This window comes from Paenibacillus xylanexedens (genome assembly GCF_001908275.1).
Lineage (GTDB): Bacteria > Bacillota > Bacilli > Paenibacillales > Paenibacillaceae > Paenibacillus > Paenibacillus xylanexedens_A.
Genome location: NZ_CP018620.1, coordinates 4,366,414 through 4,386,293 on the forward strand (window position 1 = coordinate 4,366,414; position 19,880 = coordinate 4,386,293).

A 19,880-nucleotide genomic window follows, 5' to 3' on the forward strand; every position below is an offset into this window, starting at 1 on the left:
GCATAAATATTCAATGCAAAAGAATCCCTTCTTTTATAGGAAGTGGATTCTTTTTTTAGTTCGATGTCTATTGATTATCATTTAATAGATTTAGTTTTCCTCAAGTATGTTATCATATTCTTTGTGATGACGGCTTTTTATTATTTACATAAAGTCAATGGAAGGCAGGAGATATAGCAGTATGGTCACGCTGATACTTTCGCTCGTTATGATTATAAACATATTACTCTCAGCGGTATTTTTGTTTTTTGAAAGGAGAGACATTGGTTATACTTGGGCCTGGCTCATGATATTTTACTTCATTCCTATTTTAGGTTTTATCGTTTATCTCTTTCTGGGACGTAACCTCAAAAAGAAAAATTTCTACGGACTTTCAGCTGAAGAGAGAAACTCCCTAAAGTTAATTGTCGAGAACCAGTTAGTGACATTGAAGGAGCAACGTAAGGAAAACAACCCCCTGCTCATGAAATATGCTGACCTGATTCAATTGAATCTCACTTCATCCAATGCAATCCTAACCAATGACAATGAGATATTCATCTTCGATGATGGACAAGAGAAATTTGATTCTTTATTTGCTGATATCAAGGAAGCCAAGAAAGAGATTAACATCCAATATTACATCATTCAACCGGATTCCTTAGGGAAGAAATTACGAGATGAATTAACTATTAAAGCTAAAGAAGGCGTAAAAGTGCGAGTTCTCTATGACGAAATTGGTTCAAAGAAACTTTCATTGAAGTTTTTCAGAGAACTGATCTCTGCCGGTGGAGAAGTAGAGGTCTTTTTCCCGTCACTGATTAGACCATTAAATTTCCGTATGAATAATCGAAATCATCGAAAACTTTGTATTATTGATGGGGAGATTGCTTATATTGGCGGATTTAATCTGGGGAATGAGTATCTAGGCATGGATAAAAAGTTTGGATACTGGCGTGATACACATTTTAAAATGCACGGAGATGCCGTTAATCATATTCAAGGAAGGTTTATTTTGGATTGGAAACACGCCAGCAAATCGGATCAAGTAAGTTACGAACAATTCTCCTTCAACACAGCAAAGCTTGATGGTTCAAGTCCAGTTCAGATTGTGTCTAGTGGTCCTAACTCACAGGTGGAACACCTGAAGAATATGTACATCAAGCTTATAGTAAATGCCAAAAAGAGTGTGTATATTCAAACGCCTTACTTTATTCCTGACAGCACTTTTATGGATGCATGTAAAATCGCACTCCTATCCGGGGTGGATCTGCGCATTATGATTCCCAATAAGCCCGATCACCCGTTTGTATATTGGGCGACTTGGGCGTACGCTGGTGAATTATTGGACTATGGAGCCAAGATTCTGTTATATGATAATGGATTCTTACACGCAAAGACCATTGTAGTAGACGAAGAAGTCGCTTCAGTAGGGACGATGAATATTGATTCCCGGAGCTTTAGGTTGAATTTTGAGGTGAATGCAATTGTATATGACGAGCGAGTTGCGAAACAACTTCAAGAATTGTTTCATCAAGATAGCCAGTTAAGTACAGAACTTACTTCTGATCGTTATAGAAATAGGTCCCTTATTATAAAATTTAAAGAAGGAATATCACGTCTTCTTTCACCTATTTTATAGCTCAGCTTCACTGCCGATGTTATACTCAACCAGGTACGATAAAACTTTTCACTGACGTGCTTCTTAACGACTAAAGTATTAGCAAATCCTTCTTTTTAAGTCAACAGTTAAAAGCTCTCTTCAAAATGGAAGAGAGCTTTCCCAATTGCACGACAGCATGTATTAATTTAAAACGCCACTGCCGACTATTGTAACCTTTACTTCCGGGTGAAAACGAACTTGGCCATATTCTTTATTCCAGTTTAGGCTTTTCCATAAGTCCGGGTAATGGGCAATTAAATGTCTGCCAATACCAAAGGAATCACAACCACTTTGCTGAAGTGTCTTGATAATTTGTTCTGCGTCCTGAGTCATGTCATCGGATAACTTGCGGTTCAGACGTTCAATTGTGTCTTTTTCCTGAAGATGATTCATTGCATACTCAACGATCGTTACTGGAAGTTCGATACGGAGGTTCACATCAATTTGGCTATCACTTGCCACCTTTACCGCAAGTTTGCGCTTAATTTGTGCGATATTTGCTTCATAAGTGACATAGTTCCGCGGGTTGTTGGAAGGCCCTGGGTGGACCTTTTTGACAAAACGCGCTGCTTTATTCCATTTCCCACTCATAATAATGTATAGAGGAGCCTGTTCGGTAGTAAGACTCCCATTGAACCTTTGCCCATGAAACAGGGCGATTCCCCGAGCATCAATCTCCTCTCCATCCTTATATAGATAGGGCAGTGTAAAATCCTGTCCCGGATCCAGCATGGGAGGGAGAAGGGTCTCTAACGTCATTTCCGGAAAAATACATAATTCCTCCAGACTCTTAATTTTTTTCGTAATAAAATCACCAATCAATATGCTGCCAACTTTTTTTTGGTGTAACAGATTTCCGGCATCGCCATCCACAATCGCAATTTTCACATGTGAGGTCGGGTAATCGGGTTCCCGATATAAGACGTCCAGGTAGGGGTAGATATCATTTTGTGCGAGTTTGTTGCCGTATAAGATCATCCCATATTTGAAAAACCGGATATCACCAGTCACTTTAGCGCGAATTCTATCTGTACTTTGACGGACGGATCTCCCGGTGCCTGAGTGGACTTCATTACCGCTGCTCCCTTGTTGACTCTCAGAATCATCGACAATTTCAAGCGTCTGTTTAATTTCACCCTCTGAGGTGATGTCAAACGCCGAAGCATTAGCCAGTCTTGCATCTTTTAAACTATCCTGATCCCAACATCCCGTCATCACCATGAGCAGGGGCAGCAGGATGAGGATTTTCCCCCGGTTACTCATATCATCTTCTCTTTTCGTTTCATTATATAAGATAGGACCAACAGGAGCAGAGGCAGGATCATGAGAAAAAAGTATGCCGATCTGTTGGCTATCGTACTAATTAACTCAAGTTTTTCCTTCTGTTGTGGCAGATAGGCAATTATGCAAGAAGCAAGAACGACATAAGGCACCGCTTTTTTATGGTGTTTTTGTTTGAAGAGATAACTTATACCATAGGATGCCGTATAGTAATAGCCACATATGGCCCCAAAAATGGATATTAACCAGATAGGGAGGAACAGGAAATCGGCCCGATCCATTGTCCCGAGTGGGATAGAGCGGAGCAGATATATGACCGGTTCAGGCATTAAGTCAAGCTGCTGGGGACTGAACGCCGTTGAACAAATGAACACGGTGAATGCATACAACACCACGACTACAGCACTTGCTAAAGCAACAGACTTGAGTTTGCCACCGCTGCTACCTTCAACCATAGGAAACACAACGAGAAAAAACTCGAATCCGAACATAGCCATTAATGTTTCGGTTGATCCACTAATGATATTGGGCCATCCCGCTTCGGTTAAAGGCAAAAGATATAACAGATTGATTTCCTTGAGTCCATAACTGATCAATACCATCATGGGCAAGACCAAAAAGGAGATGAGTACAAGTACTCGGGCAATGATTCGTAATTTTTGCCGAACCAAATAGATACTGCTGAACAAGAAGAGGGCTAATATAGACCATCGAGGCGTATCCTGCAGCATCCAACGGTTAATCACACCGTAACCGTTCACCAGAACAGAAGTACCCATTAACAGGAAATATCCAACGTAGGCAATGATCAGCAATTTGCCAATCCATTTACCCGTAATCAGCGTTACAATGTCATAAATGGATGAACTCGGGAATCTTCGCATCAAAAGCCAGCACAACAATATGACAAGTTGGATCAGGAACCCTCCAAGGAATACAGAGATCCACCCACCGCCTTTAGAGAGAAGGTGTATACGGTAAGGGAGGGACAAGATATCTACACCGATTTCAAATTTCATAATGAGCAAAAATAATTGTCCCCGAGTGATTGTTGTTTCCTTATTCACGTTTTTTCCAACTCCTAGAGAACTTCTGCTGATTCAGCCGCTGCGGGCGGGCATCATGAGGACGCCCGCGAAGCGCCCAGATGGGAAATCGAATCCATACATCCTTCATGTCCGCTAATCGGAAAGGGGCCACTGGAGCAAAATAAGGCGATCCGAAGTTTTCCATCTTACAGAGGTGAATGGTTAGAATCACCAGACCAAATGCGATGCCGATATATCCAAAAAGCGCCGCTCCAATCATCATTGGAAAGCGGAGAATACGGACTGCCGAACTCATCTCATGCGAAGGCACCAAAAACGACGAGATAGCGGTTAGTGAAACCACAATAATCATTGTATAGGATACAAGCCCCGCACGAACGATAGCATCTCCGATAACCAAACCGCCAACGATGCCGATGGTCTGGCCCACTCGGCTGGGAAGTCGGACCCCGGCTTCTCTTAATACTTCAAAGATCAATTCAAGCAACATTGCCTCTACAAGTGCAGGAAAGGGGATGTTCTGCAATGATTTCTTGATCGTGTGTGCCAGTTCGATCGGTAAAATAGCGGAGTGAAAAGAGATGGTTGCAATATAAACAGCAGGTAATGTAAAAGCAATGACAAAACTCATCATGCGAATTAACCGTAAAAAAGAACTGACAATCCAGCGACCATGATAATCATCCGGACTTTGATAAAAAGCAAAAAACGTAACTGGAGCGATAAGAGCTGAAGGACTTCCTTCCGCAAGTATGGCGACACGTCCTTCCATCAAGTTGGCAATAACCCGGTCAGGTCTTTCTGTATTGAGCTGCTGGGGAAACAGAGAGAAGGGGTTATCCTCCATAAACTCTTCAATAAAACCTGGAGCGAGCACCATATCTGAAGATATGGACGTAATTCGCTCTTTTACTTCGTTCACTAACTCCGGATTGGCCAAGTCCTGAAGATATACAACTGCAATTTTGGTATGTGTCTTCTCGCCGACGTTAAAATATCGAACGATTAAGGATGGACTAATAATTTGTCTACGGATCAGATTCAAATTAACCGAAAGCTGCTCTACGAATCCATTGTGCGGCCCTCGAATAACGCCTTCATTCTCCGGTTCGGTTGTGCTTCGGACATACATTTTCTCGGTAGAAAGAATGTAAAACTCCGGGTGCCCGTCGATTATGTAAAGACATTTCCCTTGAATAAGTGAATCTATTCCACGTTGCAGATCCGTATCTTTTCGACTTTCTAAAGTGGTGAACGATGGGTAGATTTCCGAATGAGCTTGGCCATTCAGTGCTGTTAAGACATGTGTTTGAATGATCTCCTGATCTACAAGTGAATCGATATAGAGAAGCACACTCTGTACACCATTAAGTAGAAGCTGTTGTTGTTTCAAATCGTCAGTACAGTAGAGGGACTGTTCCACATAAGAAATATTCATTTTTAATACAGAGAAAGCCTGATTGGTTGGGGTCATTGATCCACCTCTTTATAAAATACGACATGGATTATCTTGTGCAAAATCAAGACTATTATGCAATAGGCGCTTCTTATTCAAAGAACTTATAACCAAACATTGAAAAAATAGTTGCGCAAAAATCCATAATTTACAATTCAATTAGAAACTTTTTCCTAAATCTAGCGTCTAATACTATGACTTTTTGAGGGGTTATACATTACTAGAGAGTAGAAGGAGCCAAAGACAACACATGAATATGAAGAAGAAATTATCCATTTTTACCGCTTTAGCCGTTTTTCAAGCATTTGCAGTCGGTTCTGTGAGTGCGCAATCAGCACCGCAAGGTGACACCGCGTCAGTAAACACAGCCAATGTAGAATCAGTTGAGGTGTTACAGCAAGAGCAGCCGATTGCAGAGCGTGAAGTGAAGACGGAGAGCAATAACAAATCTATCAATACTCCGCCGACTGAAGCCAAGGACACTCAAACCTCAACCGGCACTGAGGCAACACCTAAAACAGAGAGCGAGAAACCTTTAGTTCAAGAGGAAACCCCTGAGAAGGTTGAAACGCCAGCTACGCCTGCTCAGATAGAGCAACCATCCGTTGATGGGACGTCTCCTGCAGTAGCAGGTGGAAATCTGACGTTGTACATGAATAGCAACAAAATGGAGCAGGATGGAAAAACGTATCTTGCTGGACAGCCAATGGCTGTAAAAAACGGTGTATCCTATGTTGCAATCCGTGCGCTGGTTGACCGTGTGGGATATGGCGTCAAATATGATAACAAAACCAAGGAAACCATCATTATTAGTGGTGAAGATGAACTCCGATTCAAAACTAACAGCAAGGACTATACGGTAAATGGAGAGACCAGAACGATGAAAGGCCCTGCTTATCAGCAAAAAAGTACATTCATGGTGCCGTTAACTTCCATTACTCAAGCTCTGAACATCACCTATAAAGTGAATCAGTCGGCTAAAACGGTTGTGTTGAATCTTAATACAAAACCTGTTGCAAGCTTTACCATTTCCCAAAAGGAAATCTTTGCGGGTGATCAAGTAGACTACGTGACTTCTTCCAGTTCACCTAATGGAATGGATATCGTTGACGAACGCTGGACTGGTCGCCAGGATTCATTTGATCAAGCAGGTACATATACGATTTCATATCAAGTACAGGATTCCAATGGTCAATGGAGCGATCCCTATTCAACTACGATTGAAGTATTGAGTCCTAATCTTCCTCCTGTAGCCATGTTCGCCACGGATAAAGAACAGTATAAAATGGGCGAAAAAATAACATACACAGACCAAAGTACAGATGACGAAAATAATATTGATAAAGTAGTATGGGAGAACAATTCACTTGCGTTCTTTGAACCGGGTCCAAAAACGGTGACACTTACGGTTACTGACAATCACGGCGCTACGAACACGTACTCCAAAGTCATCACCATAACGAATGAGACATTATATTCATTTACAGACTTCAATTTACTCTTCACGCCAGTAGGACAGAAATTTACCTTTAATGGCGGCGAAGTGACTACGATGGAGAAAGTGCCTTATACGTACATGGATGAGCCAAGTTTGCTGATCCGCAGTAACAGTCCGGAAACCGTGAATACGGAAGGCATTGTATATAAAGAATCATCTTCAGGGCAGACCCGTTTCATGATTCATCACGTGAACAATACAGGTAAAAGAGTAAAAATGTATGTGATTGCAACCAATAACAATCCAAATCCAGCGGTATTTGAACAACAGAATATGGGCTTCGCCGGACCTACACCTTATGCTACCGTAGCTGGGAAATTGTCTATTGATAAATGGTTCAAGTCGATTCAGACTGGAGCGGATCAAAAGAAAGAGTACCTTCAACCTGGAGAAAGCAAACTCATTTTGACCGAACTTAATAAAACGCCGATGAAAGAAGGACAAGTCATCTCTCTCTATTCGGACGCTTATAGCGATTATTCCTTAGACTATAACGTTATCCTGGTGGAAGAAAATAAAGATCCGTTCGAGGCTCTGCCATTGCTACCTGTGCTTGATCGTGACGGAGTGCACAACCGGGGTACGTACCCGAATGCGACTCGCGTTATAAAGTACGATGAGCACGTGGGAATCAAACCTGCCCGTCTGCCACTTGGTGACAATTCAAGCGATCCCAATCTGGTAGGAACAGATCCGATGGCATACACAGACGCATCCAATGCGGGTAATTTTGGCGTATTGTACAAAATCACGCTGACCAATGTTGCACCACGTACGCTTATCTCCTTTAACCCTCGTGGAGGGAAGTACTCCGGAGTAGCTCTGGTGAACACTCAGTTGGTATCGATTGCCGAAGGTAACGTTGCGGTTGCCAATTCAAGTGAACAAAGCGTGCTTTACCGCACCGGTTCAACTGGAGAGAGCGTGACCATTCTATTCTCTGCCGCACCAGGAAGCAACCTGCCGGTCAATCTGCTCTTTACACCACTCCCATCGGAGAAGTAAAGGTATATAAAGTTTTATATCTAAATCAAAGGCAACCGAACAGGAATGATTCGGTTGCCTTTTTTTGCGTTGGAAGAAATCAGACTATAGTTGGGAATGAATCATCTTTGTTTAGGAGAGGTTATTTTCCAATAACATTCCCACTTGTTTTCCCATAACTTGAGGTGAATAGGGCATGTCATTAATAAACCACCATTCTACAATTCCTACATAAGCTGGTGAGATAAATTGAATAAGAAGCTCTTCATCTATTCCTTGTTTTTTTCCCTCGGACATATCCCAACCATTCTTAATATCGTCTGTGACAAAATCGAGGAACCTGCTACGGAAAAAAGGAGCTCCTTTACTAGTTAACATTGCTGAAAAGAATGAATAATGTTGTTCAAAATATAAAAACCATGTTGCACTACCCTCTAATGTATCCGTTTCAGCTTCCAATTCACACAATCTCTTTAATTCCTCAATATGCTCTTCAATAAGCTTATCCAGTAGATCGTACTTATCCAAGTAATGCAGATAGATCGTTCTACGATTAACATTAGCTTGATCAGCAATATCCTGAATCGTAATGTCATCAAAACTTTTTTCAGACATGAGTTCTATCACTGCTTTTTTGATAGCTTCTTGAGATTTCAAACTTCTTCTGTCCACTTTAAGCATGTACATCCACCTAACTTTCTTGAAAAGTAATTCACAATTTGAGTCGCGTTGTGTATTAATGCACGAATCCTGATGTTTTGTGGTTGTTGATACATTTTATTTATATATAATAATACACAAATGAGTATTAAGCCCTCAATGTGAATTTAAATTAAAATAGATGATTACAGCCAAAAGGAGGAGAGTTTGGTTTCAATCATTTGAATATCATCTTGGGCGGAGTACAGCATGAGAAAGAGAATATGGAGCAACGGTGGGGGTAATAATCATGTTTAAACGAAATAATTTATTTATATTTATATTAACTTTGGGTGTCTTCGGAATCTTAAATACTGAAATGGGCGTTATTGGGATATTGCCTCAAATTGCTGAACAGTTCAATGTTAGCGTGTCTCAAGCAGGATTGCTAGTAAGTCTGTTTGCACTTGCAGTTGCGATATCGGGTCCCATTCTGCCTTTAGTGTTTTCGCGTTTTAATCGCAGAGGGGTAATGCTACTTGTACTCGGTGTGTTCGTGATTAGTAACATTTTCTCTATATTTGCAACAAACTTTACATTCGCAATAATTGCTCGTGTTATCCCGGCATTTTTACATCCCGTCTATATCTCGATCGCTCTGACAGCAGCAGCTAGTTCGGTTAGTGAGAAAGAGATCCCTAGAGCAGTGTCAAAAGTCATTATGGGCGTGTCTGCTGGCATTGTGCTAGGTGTACCCATCACAACTTTTATTGCCAGTATCGCTTCAATTGATGCTGCTATGACTTTTTTTGCTATCGTGAATGCAGTAGCATTCATTGGTGTATTGCTATTTGTTCCATCCATGCCTGTCAGAGAAAGGCTTTCATACGGATCTCAACTACGTGTATTGAAGAAAGCAATAACTTGGCAATCTATTGTTGCCGTTATATTTGTAAATGCAGCAACGGCTGGAGTGTATAGTTACTTCGCCGAATATCTTGCGACCATTACTCATATTTCTGGGAAAGGCCTCAGTCTAATGTTAGTTATATTTGGTGCAGCCAGTTTGTTTGGTAACGTATTAGGAGGAAGATTGCTTTCCAAAAATGCAATTAAGTCCGTAATGATCTATCCATTTGTATTTGGAGTAGTCTACATCTTCCTGTTCTTTATGGGCCAATTCACTGTCCCTATGTTCATTATTGTTGTTATATGGGGAGTGCTGTATGCAATCGCAAGCAATATTAGTCAGTATTGGATTACGTCAGCAGCTCCGGAAGCCCCTGAATTCGCGAATGGATTATTTCTAACATCTGGTAACCTGGGCGTAACCATTGGAACAACTGTCGGAGGGTTGTTTATATCAGGAATGGGGCTTCGGTACATTGTAGTAGGTGGACTGTTATTTTTGATATTGAGCCTGGCGTTTATCCTATTAAGAATTTATATGTATACTCCTAAAAAACAAATCTCTCATTGAGAATTTAACCTTTTGTTATCTTGGGGACACGTTAATAACGTGTCCTTGTTTTATTGAAGAATAACCACACTAAAGGTAAAGCGCACTTTTATTATGAACCATAGATATCCTTTATAAATTGAATAAAGTGAGCGGTAGCTGAGCTAAATATCCTATTCTTTTTCCAAGCGAGTACATGATTTGTTATTCGTTCAGGTTCAAAGGGAACAAAACATGTGCTATTACTTTCCCGGATTGTATATGATCCGCTTACACATATGGCATACCCCAGTTTCCGTTCTACCAACTGCATCGCATTAGTCAATAAATTATGGGAAGCAAAAATAGTAAGACGATCATTCTCCACACCAAGCCAACTTGCAATCTCATTCTGCACAATTGTCCGACGGGGTGGAATTAAGGGTAATGAAAGTATTTCTTGAATCCCAATGGTTGATTTCTGAGCAAGAGGATCATCTCGTCTCATCAGAATGCCCCACTTGTCCGGATAGGGTAATCGAACATAGTCATATTTTGCAGTTTCAATGGGTTCCAATAATATGCCAATATCGATATTTCCTCGATCAAGCTTTTCTCTAATGTCATCTCCATCTGCACTATACAGTTCATATTGTACTCTAGGATGCCGGTTAGAGAATTTCTCTACAATTTCTGCCAACGCTTTGGATACAATGGACTCCACACATCCAATAGAAACTACTCCACCAATTAAATCCTTTTGTTCTGCCAGATCTCTTTCTGTCTTGTCTAAGAGGGAAATGATCTCTTTTACCCGTTGCTGATACAAGAGACCGCTATCTGTTAGTGTAATCTGTCTTTTTCCTCGTATCAACAAACGCGTATCCAGTTCTTCTTCAAGATCCATAAGCTGCCTGCTTAGTGTTGGTTGCGTAATATGAAGGATTTCTGCTGCTTTTGTTATATTGCCTACTTTAGCCACAGTTAAAAAGTATTTTAAAACCCGAATATCCACAACTTATCATCCTTTCATAATGCATCGGATAAATCATTCACAGATGATTATACGATACATATTAGGCATGATACAAAATACACCATAGGTATTAGTAATTATACAGATAGGAATTTACAATGAATGGAGAAAGTGACTTGAGAGTTATGTAGTGAATAATAGAATATGAGGTTGAAACTATGAATAAATCGAAAATGCCATTTTCGACCCCGTTGTTATTTACGGATAAAGATTTAATGAAAATATTTATTCCGTTAATTATTGAACAAATTTTAGCATCTTTGATCGGATTGTCAGATTCAATCATGGCAGCTTCTATAGGAGAGTCAGCCGTATCTGCAGTTTCTTTAGTCGAAATGATTATGTTACTGTTAATAAGTTTATTCGCAGCTTTAGCTACGGGTGGCACAGTGATTGTAGGGCAATATCTCGGAAAAAAACAGGAAAATCAGGCCAGAGAAGCCTCGAATCAATTAGTTTGGTTTGCTGGAGCAGCAGGGCTTGTTATTATGATTTTTATTTATCTCTTTAAAAGCTTTATTTTAGATATTCTCTTTGGCAATATCACCGACGAGGTATATAACTATGCCAACACTTATTTATTGATCATCGGAGCTTCTATTCCTTTTTTAGCTCTCTATAACGCTGGAGCTGCCATATTCAGAACGATGGGCAACTCCAAATTGCCTATGAAAATTATGCTGGCTATGAACATTCTGAATATAGCGGGCAATGTCTTGTTCATATATGGGTTCAATATGGGGATTGCAGGGATTGCTATTCCTACTTTAATTTCCAGGATAGGTGCTGCAGTATGCATTCTAATTCATCTAACAAATCCTAAGCAAATTCTTCATCTGAATAAAACCGTAAAGCATAAGTTTAATTCAATGATGATTAAACAGATCATGCGAATTGGTGTACCTTATGGAATAGAAAATGGAATATTCTATTTTGGACGATTGTTGATACTAAGTTTGGTATCTACATTTGGAACAGCTGCTATAGCTGCAAATTCGGTTGGCAGTACGATTACTTCATTGCAAGCTTTACCTGGAATGGCCATTGGTTTAGGTATGTCCATAGTCATTTCCAGATGTGTAGGTGCTGGAGATTTTACACAGGCTAGATACTATACGAAAAAGATACTTGGTATCATTTTTGTGGCACAGATTGTGAGTTCCGTGGTGAGTTTAGCCTTGTTCCCAAGTATACTGAGCATTTATAATTTTTCAGTAGAAGCAACGCAGTGGACTACTGAGATTGTGTGGAGCCATGCGATTGTCATGATATTGATTTGGCCTTTCGGCAATGCACTTCCATCGGTATTTCGGGCTGCTGGAGATGCAAAATACCCCATGCTAGTGAGTATGATTACTATGTTTTGCTGTAGAATTATGTTCGCTTATATCTTGGTATACCTATTTGATATGGGGATGTTTGCAACATGGATAGCTATCTATTGTGATTGGTTGATAAAAGGAGGGCTGTTCATTTGGAGGTATGTTAATGGGAAATGGACTACATTCCAAGCTACCGAGCTAAATGGCAGGAAAGCTGAATAATTAATCGAATTGCTTGAAGGGATGGCTTTAAGCATCGAAGTTCACAGAAGCGCTCCAAGCTGCGGCGCAACGAATTTAAGAAGCTACGGGCGTTTCCCGGTATTCAACCGAGGAACGCCCGTTTAGTCTTTTCTGGAATCGGTTCTGGTTATAGAACATAGTATATTCGCTCACTTGCTGCTCAACCTCCACTTGGCCGGAATTAGCTGTTGGAACGAGCCCAGGCACACTTCCTTAAAATCTTATAAGAAATTCTTGATATTTCAGAAATTTATCCGATAGGCGGGTGCTATTATACAAATACAAACAAAGACGAGGTGATGAAATGCAAGCAAAGTTGGCAGCGGACGCCATTCCCATCTCCAAAAAGCGAAAGACATGGATAAGGACGATACAAAAGCACAAAGTGATGTATGCTCTCTTATTACCAGCCTTAATTTACTTTGCGGTATTCAAATACATTCCTATGGCGGGAATCATGATTGCTTTTAAAAACTACAACCTGGCTTTGGGACTATGGGATAGCCCATGGGTGGGATTCAAAAATTTTACCGATTTTATGAACGGCGTTTATTTCTGGGACATCATGAAAAATACGATCATCATATCGCTGTATAAGCTATTGTTTGGTTTCTCCGCGCCCATCGTGCTGGCTTTACTCCTCAATGAAGTGTACAGCCAATGGTTTAAGAAAATCGTACAGACAATCACTTATTTGCCTCATTTTCTATCATGGGTCATCGTTTATGGAATTATGGTAGCCTTACTAGCCCCAGGCGATGGTCTCTTTAACATGATTTTGAAGGATTTTGGTGTTGAACCCATTTCGTTTCTAACCGAACCTGCCTGGGGCAGAATGCTGATCATCTTATCTGAAGTATGGAAGGATATTGGATGGGGGGCGATTTTGTACCTTGCCGCCTTGGCAGGAATCGATCCAAGCTTATATGAAGCGGCTCGAATGGATGGTGCTTCCAAATGGAGACAGCTCTGGCATATCACGTTACCTGGCATTCGAGGAGTCATTATTCTGATGCTGATTCTTAAATTAAGCCATATCCTGGATGCGGGTTTTGACCAAATATTCATGTTTGCCAACACCTTTAACCAGGAGAAGATCGATATTATCGACACATGGGTATACCGGGAAGGGTTGGAGCGTCTTAAGATTGGCTTGGCTACGGCTGTAGGATTGTTTAAAGCTGTCATCGGATTTGCTTTAGTATTGGCAGCGAATAAGCTCGCCAAAAAATTCGATGGGCAAATCTGGTGAGGTGGTCTTTAGAATGATCCATATGACAATCGGGGAAAAAGTCTGGCAAACCGTCGTTTATGTAGTTCTTATTATATTATCCCTACTGTGCGTGCTACCCTTTCTATATGTGGTTGCTGTCTCCGTAACACCAGAATCGGAAGTATTAAGAAGAGGGATTGTGATTATACCAGAATCCTTTACCTTTCTGGCCTATAAAGAAGTATTCATTTCTCATGGGATCTGGCAGGCGTATAAAATTACGTTATTTCGAACAATTGTAGGCACTGCGTTAAATGTGTTTTTTACGGTGATCGCGGCCTACCCGTTATCCAAAAAATATTTGCCCGGAAGAAGTCCGTTTTTACTCTTCATTGTGTTTACCATGATGTTCAGTGGGGGATTAATTCCGACTTATTTACTAATCCGCTCTTTGGGATTGTTAAACAGTCCTTGGGTATTGATTATTCCAAATCTCATTAGTGCATTTAATCTGGTGATCATCAAAGGTTTTTTTGAACAATTACCTGGTGAAATTGAGGAATCAGCGAGGGTAGACGGTGCCAGTGAACTTCAGACGTTATGGCGGATCATTTTACCCCTGTCCTTACCCGTCCTGTCCACCATTTCCTTATTTTACGCAGTCGGGCATTGGAACAGTTATTTTGATGCCATTGTATATATCAATGATTCCAACTACATGCCACTTCAAGTGATTTTGCGCAACATTCTGCTTAACGTTGCAACTCAAAGCGCTGATTCGCTCGCCAATTCCGGGGCTGTCAGTACGTTCGCTGTGCAGATGGCTACAGTTGTTGTAACTACAGTCCCGATTTTGATCGTTTATCCATTTTTGCAAAAGCATTTTATCAAAGGTGTACTCCTGGGATCTGTTAAAGGATAAAAGGTGTTCCAACCTAACTTATTACGGGGAAACCGTGATAATATACAAGCAAAGGAGAGGTCAATATGCAGCGTAAAAAGATTTCATTTGTTATTCTGTCGGCAATCTTAGGACTTGGAACGCTATTGTCAGGATGTGGGGGAAATGAAGAAATTACATCGACAACTTCGGGTAATTCGCAAGGCCAGTCTGGCCAGTTTGCAACCAAACTGAAAATCTCAATGTTTAACCAAGGCACTTTTAATGCTGCTGCTCCAGTACCTCCACGTGATGAAGATATTCAACGCCAAATGTTGGAAGAAGAGATGAACATCGACTTGGAGATGATGATTCCTCAGGCTGGGCAAGCAACAACCAAACTGAATACACTCATTGCAGGCGGGGATATTCCAGACTTGATCTTCTTGAAAAGTCGTGCTGATCTCGCGCAATATTACGACCAAGGTGTTCTTGCGGATTTGACACCGTATATGGACCAATTCCCTGAACTACAGAAACGGTTTGGCACCGACTCGTGGGAGGCGATGTCCTATCAAGGAAAAACCATTGGAGTTCCAGGTTATGATAATGTAAACGGTATCAGTCGAAGCTTCTTCATCCGCAACGATTGGCTGAAAAAGCTGAATATGGAGGTACCAACGACACCTGATGAGTTGTTTGAAGTTATGAAAGCCTTTACAGAGAAAGATCCGGACGGGAATGGCAAAAACGATACGTACGGATTCATCGGCGGTATGAATAAAGAAGGCAATCTGCAAACCTACGGCTTTGATAGCTTGATGTGGATGTTTGGCGTCAACCCTCCTTCAGCCGTTGAGATAAAAGATAATGAACCGGTATTTCTGTTTATCGATCCCAAAATGAAAGAGGCTCTTGCTTACATTAATAAAATGATGGCAGCCAAGGTGGTTGACCCGGATTGGGTGACGATGAATTCGCCTGATCTGTTGGACCAAAAGATGTTTAAGGGTAGAGTTGGCTTCATGATCAGAGATGCTCGCAGACTGGAGCCGGATTATCAGCAGAAAATGAAAGAAATTAGTGGCGAGGTGCCGGAATGGATCGTTATTCCTCCGATGAAAGGTCCTTACGGGGATCAAATTGTAGAGAGAAAATCATTCCAAGGTAATTCATGGGCCATATCCGCAAAAGCAGACGAGGAAAAAATCATTCGGATCTTATCCATGCTGAATTATCTCTTTACGGATGAGGAAGCCTATCCGAACTTTGCATACGGAATCAAAGGGATTCATTGGGATGTCGTAGACGGCAAGATCAAAAATAAAACCTCCGAGTTATCAAAAGAAATGAAAGAAAAGTACCTGTGGGTCGATCATTATAGAATGCCACGCCGTGGTGATGATGCGGAGTACTTCAGCTTCCAAAATCCGAAGACAGCGGAAGCTTTCAAGGACAATCAGCAATATGTGGGGCCAACGTTGCCCGGAAATTTATTGACCCCAGACCCTAGCGATACCTTGGATGCTGACCGCAAACGTTTCATTAATGAAAGCTTAGTTAAATTTATGACGGGCAAAGAGCCTCTTTCCAACTGGGACAGTTTCCTCCAGACGCTGGATACCAAGTTTGACATGCAGAAATATAAGGAAACCGCAATCCAGCAATTTAAAGAAGCCGGCCTTATCAAGTAAAAATAAACGAAGAGAGAGTGGCTATTCGTAGCCCCTCTCTTTATTAGCATATGCTATTCTTAGTTTAAAACGGAACTAAAAGGAAGATGATGGATGCGAAGAAGAATCAGCTTGCCTTTAAAATTATTTTTTATCGTGTTTGCCTTTGTATTAGGCTGCATCATCTTGATAAGCCAATTGTCTTATCGCTATGTCCAAAAGGAAATAAGAACCAATGACATTTTTTACACCAATCAAATATTAGACAAGGTTGACCAGTATTTTACCGTTAATTTTTCCTCCTTCCAGACGATTCTCTTCTCAGTTGAAACATCAGTGAAAGCCAACATTAACAATACCGAAGTGATTAAAAAGCAATTAAGGGAGCTGTATGAACTCAACAGTATTTATGTCAGTAATATTTATTTGATCAAAAGCGACTTATCCATTCTAGGTGGAAGTACACCTACTCGAATATTCGATGAACCTTTATCTGAAAGAGCACCTTTATTTGATGCCGCTGACAAGAATAGAAGGACTACCTTTGTTAGTGAGCCTTACAAATCGAAGTATTCCGGCTGGACCGTTACGATGGTTCGATATCTGAACGGTGCTCCGTTTCCTATGGCCATCGCGGTTGATTTGGATCTAAATGCCATTGAAGAAACCTTATTCAAGATTAATAAACAGGAACAAATGAATCTGGCTCTGATCACTGCGTCAGGTAAGATCATTGCCGGATTTTCTGAAAATAAAGGACCTCTGAATATCCAAGATCATTCTTTTTCGATCGGAGAGACGTCAGCGGAAGAAATTCTGGATACAACAGAAACAAATCTTCAACTGTATACCAACGATGGTATTCCGGTTTCCCTTTTGAAAAAACCAACGGAGAAGTTCAACTGGACCATCATCTCGATCAACGATGAATCACGCTTGAAAGCAGCGTTGTCGAGATTGGAAACCTATTACCTCGAGCTTCTCGCTGCAGGTCTTCTTTTAAGTTTGTTCATTTCTTTTTTGGTTGCCAAATATATAAGAAAACCACTTTATACGCTCAAAACAAAAATGAAGCAGGTGGAACAAGGTATCCTCACAACAACAGTAACGATTAATCGAAACGATGAGTTTGGCGATCTTTCACGAGCATTCGATCGTATGCTTCAGCAAATTGTTGAACTGATTCGCCGAGCTGAACTTCATAATGAACTTGAGCGGAAGCTGGAAATTCAGGTGTTACAGTCTCAAATTAACCCTCATTTTCTGTATAACACACTTGGTTCAATCAGCAATGTAATACGTCTCGGACAAATAGAGAAAGTAGATGTGGTGATCGGGTCGCTTATTTCATTATTGGAGTACGGGATAGACGACGCTTCAGAGAAGGTTTCCCTACGCCAGGAATTACGCAATGTAGCGGACTATATCGAGATCCAGAACATCAGGTATAATCGAAACTTCCACTTGATTGAAAACATCGAAGCAGGGTTGATGGATTTTCCAGTTTTCCGAATGCTGTTACAGCCCCTTGTGGAGAACAGTATCTTCCATGGTTATAACGGAGGGGGAATTGAGGGCCCTATTACGATTCATGCGTACAGGGAGGATGGCATCGTCATCATCGAAGTTATTGATCAAGGAGAGGGAATTCCAGCTGATAAAATAAAACATATTTTAATCTCAGAACCGACTGAAGAGGAAGTAAAAAGAAAAAGAATCGGGCTGAACAATATTCATGGACGAATAAGACTCCACTACGGAGATAAATTTGGGCTGGATATCATTAGCATACCTAAGGAAATAACCCGTATACGCGCTGTATTCCCGGCAAAATTGCCAAAAGGAGATGCATAATGGGGAGAGACTATACCTGCTTCATTGTTGACGATGAAGACCTGATCATTCAACGATTGGAATTGTTTTTTAATGAACTCTCTCATAGGGATAGACGATTTGTTCTAGTGGGCAAAGCGAATAATGGGATGAATGGGATCGAGGAGATCATAAAACTTAAACCGGATATCGTTATATCTGATATTGTAATGCCGCGAATGGACGGAATCTCCATGATTGAGCAGCTCAAGGCGGAGCTCCCCCATACCCAATACATACTTCTGACCGCCTATTCATCCTTCGAATACGCTCAGCGGGCGATTCAAGCCAACGTATTGGAGTACATTGTAAAGGTTCCGCTGAGGGAAGCCGATTTGAATCGAGCGTTGGATAAGGCAGCCGGAATTTTAAATGAGTTTGAGAAAAAAGAGGCGGAATTTCACTCGTTAAACGTATCCGTGCTTGAAAATAAATACAGAGTCCGCAAGCAATTTTTTAACGAATTGATCCGAGGTGAAATTCCTTCTCATCGGGCATCAGATTTTGCCAATCGCATGCAGTTTCATTTCTTTCAAGCCAACTATTGCTGCTTCATCGTTGAGATGAATACGTACGAAAGTTTCCGAAACGAATACGCGGCCGCAGATCAAAACATCTTGAAGTATGCGATAACAAATATCATCGAAGAAACAGTGATGAATGGTAGCAGTGGCGTAGCTGCGGATCTGTCCGATAATCGTTTTATTGGCTTTTTATCCTGGGAAAATAACCGCAGTGATATGGAAACGGAATATGCTTGTTTATCTTTGGGAGGGCAGATCATCTCTCATTTGCATCAATATTTGAATAAAAGGGTATCTGTCGCTTTTGGTGGTCCGCACCGAGGCTGGGAATCGATCAAACAGGCGTACACGGAAGCTAAAAATGTGAGTGAGGATTTCTATTATCATACCGAAAAAGTCGTAAAAACACCGATGCATCGGTTCCAATACCATAATGACAAAAAAGCAGATTTTCAGCAGAAGCTTGCTGATTTTCTTATACGCCTGAAGAGGAAGATTTCCAAGGAAGAGCTGGACAATGCACTTGCCGATCTGTCGCAATTTGTTACGGACCATAAAATTCACAAGTCTATCATGGCGCCAATGATTAGAGATTTGTACAGAGACATTACCGTGAAATTTAAATCGGGGAATAAGATGGCCACGGAAGTTCCAGACTTCCCCATGGAATTTATGGCTTTTCAGGAGCAACTCGCCTATATTGGCGACTTCACATTCGAATACGTGCATGCGGGCCAACTATTACATCGTGCAGAAATTATGAGTGCAATGCATTATATAGAGACAAACCTGAAACAACGTTTAACGTTGGAGGCAATTGCCGAGGAAGTGAATTTAGCACCATCGTATTTTAGTAGCTTATTCAAAAAAACAATGAACGAAGGCGTGATCAGCTACATCAACCGTAAAAAAATCCATCTCGCCCTCGAGTTGTTAAATGTCCGGGATTATTCTTTATTGGAATTGTGCGAGGAAGTAGGTATCGTCAATGAAGGGTATTTTTGCAAACTTTTTAAAGAATATACGGGTGATACACCTAAGCAATATCGCATAAAAATGACACGGTAGGAAACCAAATAAGGATGCAAAAAATGTATGATTTTTTCGCGAAATCCTGTAAAAAAAAAGGG

Annotated in this window: 15 protein-coding genes; 9 read left to right on the forward strand and 6 right to left on the reverse strand. The window is 40.9% G+C overall.

Translation table 11 applies throughout. From position 1 onward, the window contains the following. Positions 1–181 precede the first annotated feature (181 nt). On the forward strand, positions 182–1,621 hold the full coding sequence (cls, locus tag BS614_RS19365; protein WP_084174617.1) for a cardiolipin synthase: 1,440 nt from the start codon (positions 182–184) through the stop codon (positions 1,619–1,621). A gap of 162 nt (positions 1,622–1,783) precedes the next feature. Here the strand turns inward: cls and BS614_RS19370 are convergent, their stop codons facing one another. From BS614_RS19370 to BS614_RS19380, 3 genes are read right to left on the reverse strand one after another with little or no spacing between them, the layout of a single operon-like run. Then, on the reverse strand, positions 1,784–2,905 hold the full coding sequence (locus BS614_RS19370; RefSeq protein WP_074095187.1) for a Ger(x)C family spore germination protein: 1,122 nt from the start codon (positions 2,903–2,905) through the stop codon (positions 1,784–1,786). Beyond that, positions 2,902–3,990: a GerAB/ArcD/ProY family transporter gene (locus BS614_RS19375; RefSeq protein ID WP_074095188.1), complete on the reverse strand. Its 1,089-nt coding sequence runs from the start codon at positions 3,988–3,990 to the stop codon at positions 2,902–2,904. Before BS614_RS19375 ends, BS614_RS19370 begins: the two co-directional genes overlap by 4 nt. Then, positions 3,983–5,446 (reverse strand): spore germination protein, encoded by a 1,464-nt coding sequence (locus tag BS614_RS19380; RefSeq protein ID WP_074095189.1) that lies wholly within the window; start codon positions 5,444–5,446, stop codon positions 3,983–3,985. Before BS614_RS19380 ends, BS614_RS19375 begins: the two co-directional genes overlap by 8 nt. A 232-nt stretch (positions 5,447–5,678) precedes the next feature. Between BS614_RS19380 and BS614_RS19385 the strand changes: the two genes are divergently transcribed. Then, positions 5,679–7,931, forward strand: a complete 2,253-nt coding sequence (locus BS614_RS19385; protein WP_074095190.1) for a copper amine oxidase N-terminal domain-containing protein — start codon at positions 5,679–5,681, stop codon at positions 7,929–7,931. A gap of 111 nt (positions 7,932–8,042) precedes the next feature. Here BS614_RS19385 and BS614_RS19390 read toward each other — a convergent pair whose 3' ends face one another. After that, positions 8,043–8,591, reverse strand: coding sequence for a TetR/AcrR family transcriptional regulator (locus BS614_RS19390; RefSeq protein WP_036615561.1), 549 nt, complete (start codon positions 8,589–8,591; stop codon positions 8,043–8,045). Positions 8,592–8,859: 268 nt separating this feature from the next. Here BS614_RS19390 and BS614_RS19395 point away from each other — a divergent pair, with 268 nt between their 5' ends. Next, positions 8,860–10,029 (forward strand): MFS transporter, encoded by a 1,170-nt coding sequence (locus BS614_RS19395; protein WP_074095191.1) that lies wholly within the window; start codon positions 8,860–8,862, stop codon positions 10,027–10,029. 91 nt (positions 10,030–10,120) lie between these two features. On the opposite strand, the gene BS614_RS19400 is transcribed toward BS614_RS19395, so the two are convergent. Then, complete coding sequence (locus BS614_RS19400) at positions 10,121–11,002, reverse strand: LysR family transcriptional regulator (protein ID WP_074095192.1); 882 nt, start codon at positions 11,000–11,002, stop codon at positions 10,121–10,123. Positions 11,003–11,181: 179 nt separating this feature from the next. Between BS614_RS19400 and BS614_RS19405 the strand changes: the two genes are divergently transcribed. Continuing rightward, a complete protein-coding gene (locus tag BS614_RS19405) occupies positions 11,182–12,567 on the forward strand; it encodes an MATE family efflux transporter (protein WP_244898162.1) in 1,386 nt (461 codons plus the stop codon). 75 nt (positions 12,568–12,642) lie between these two features. Here BS614_RS19405 and BS614_RS32585 read toward each other — a convergent pair whose 3' ends face one another. Next, a complete protein-coding gene (locus BS614_RS32585; protein WP_425320282.1) occupies positions 12,643–12,726 on the reverse strand; it encodes a hypothetical protein in 84 nt (27 codons plus the stop codon). 166 nt (positions 12,727–12,892) lie between these two features. Between BS614_RS32585 and BS614_RS19410 the strand changes: the two genes are divergently transcribed. From BS614_RS19410 to BS614_RS19430, 5 genes are all read left to right on the forward strand, one after another. Next, positions 12,893–13,840 carry an ABC transporter permease gene (locus BS614_RS19410; RefSeq protein ID WP_074095193.1) on the forward strand — a complete coding sequence of 316 codons (948 nt, stop codon included), beginning with the start codon at positions 12,893–12,895 and terminating at the stop codon, positions 13,838–13,840. Between the two features lie 13 nt (positions 13,841–13,853). Continuing rightward, on the forward strand, positions 13,854–14,723 hold the full coding sequence (locus BS614_RS19415) for a carbohydrate ABC transporter permease (RefSeq protein ID WP_074095194.1): 870 nt from the start codon (positions 13,854–13,856) through the stop codon (positions 14,721–14,723). Positions 14,724–14,788: 65 nt separating this feature from the next. Next, on the forward strand, positions 14,789–16,375 hold the full coding sequence (locus tag BS614_RS19420; RefSeq protein WP_074095195.1) for an extracellular solute-binding protein: 1,587 nt from the start codon (positions 14,789–14,791) through the stop codon (positions 16,373–16,375). 93 nt (positions 16,376–16,468) lie between these two features. Next, the gene (locus BS614_RS19425) at positions 16,469–18,208 is read left to right on the forward strand and encodes a sensor histidine kinase (protein ID WP_074095196.1); all 1,740 of its coding nucleotides are present in this window, start codon (positions 16,469–16,471) and stop codon (positions 18,206–18,208) included. Then, positions 18,208–19,818, forward strand: coding sequence for a response regulator transcription factor (locus BS614_RS19430; RefSeq protein WP_074095197.1), 1,611 nt, complete (start codon positions 18,208–18,210; stop codon positions 19,816–19,818). The genes BS614_RS19425 and BS614_RS19430 overlap by 1 nt, the downstream gene beginning before the upstream one ends. The last annotated feature ends 62 nt before the right edge of the window (positions 19,819–19,880 follow it).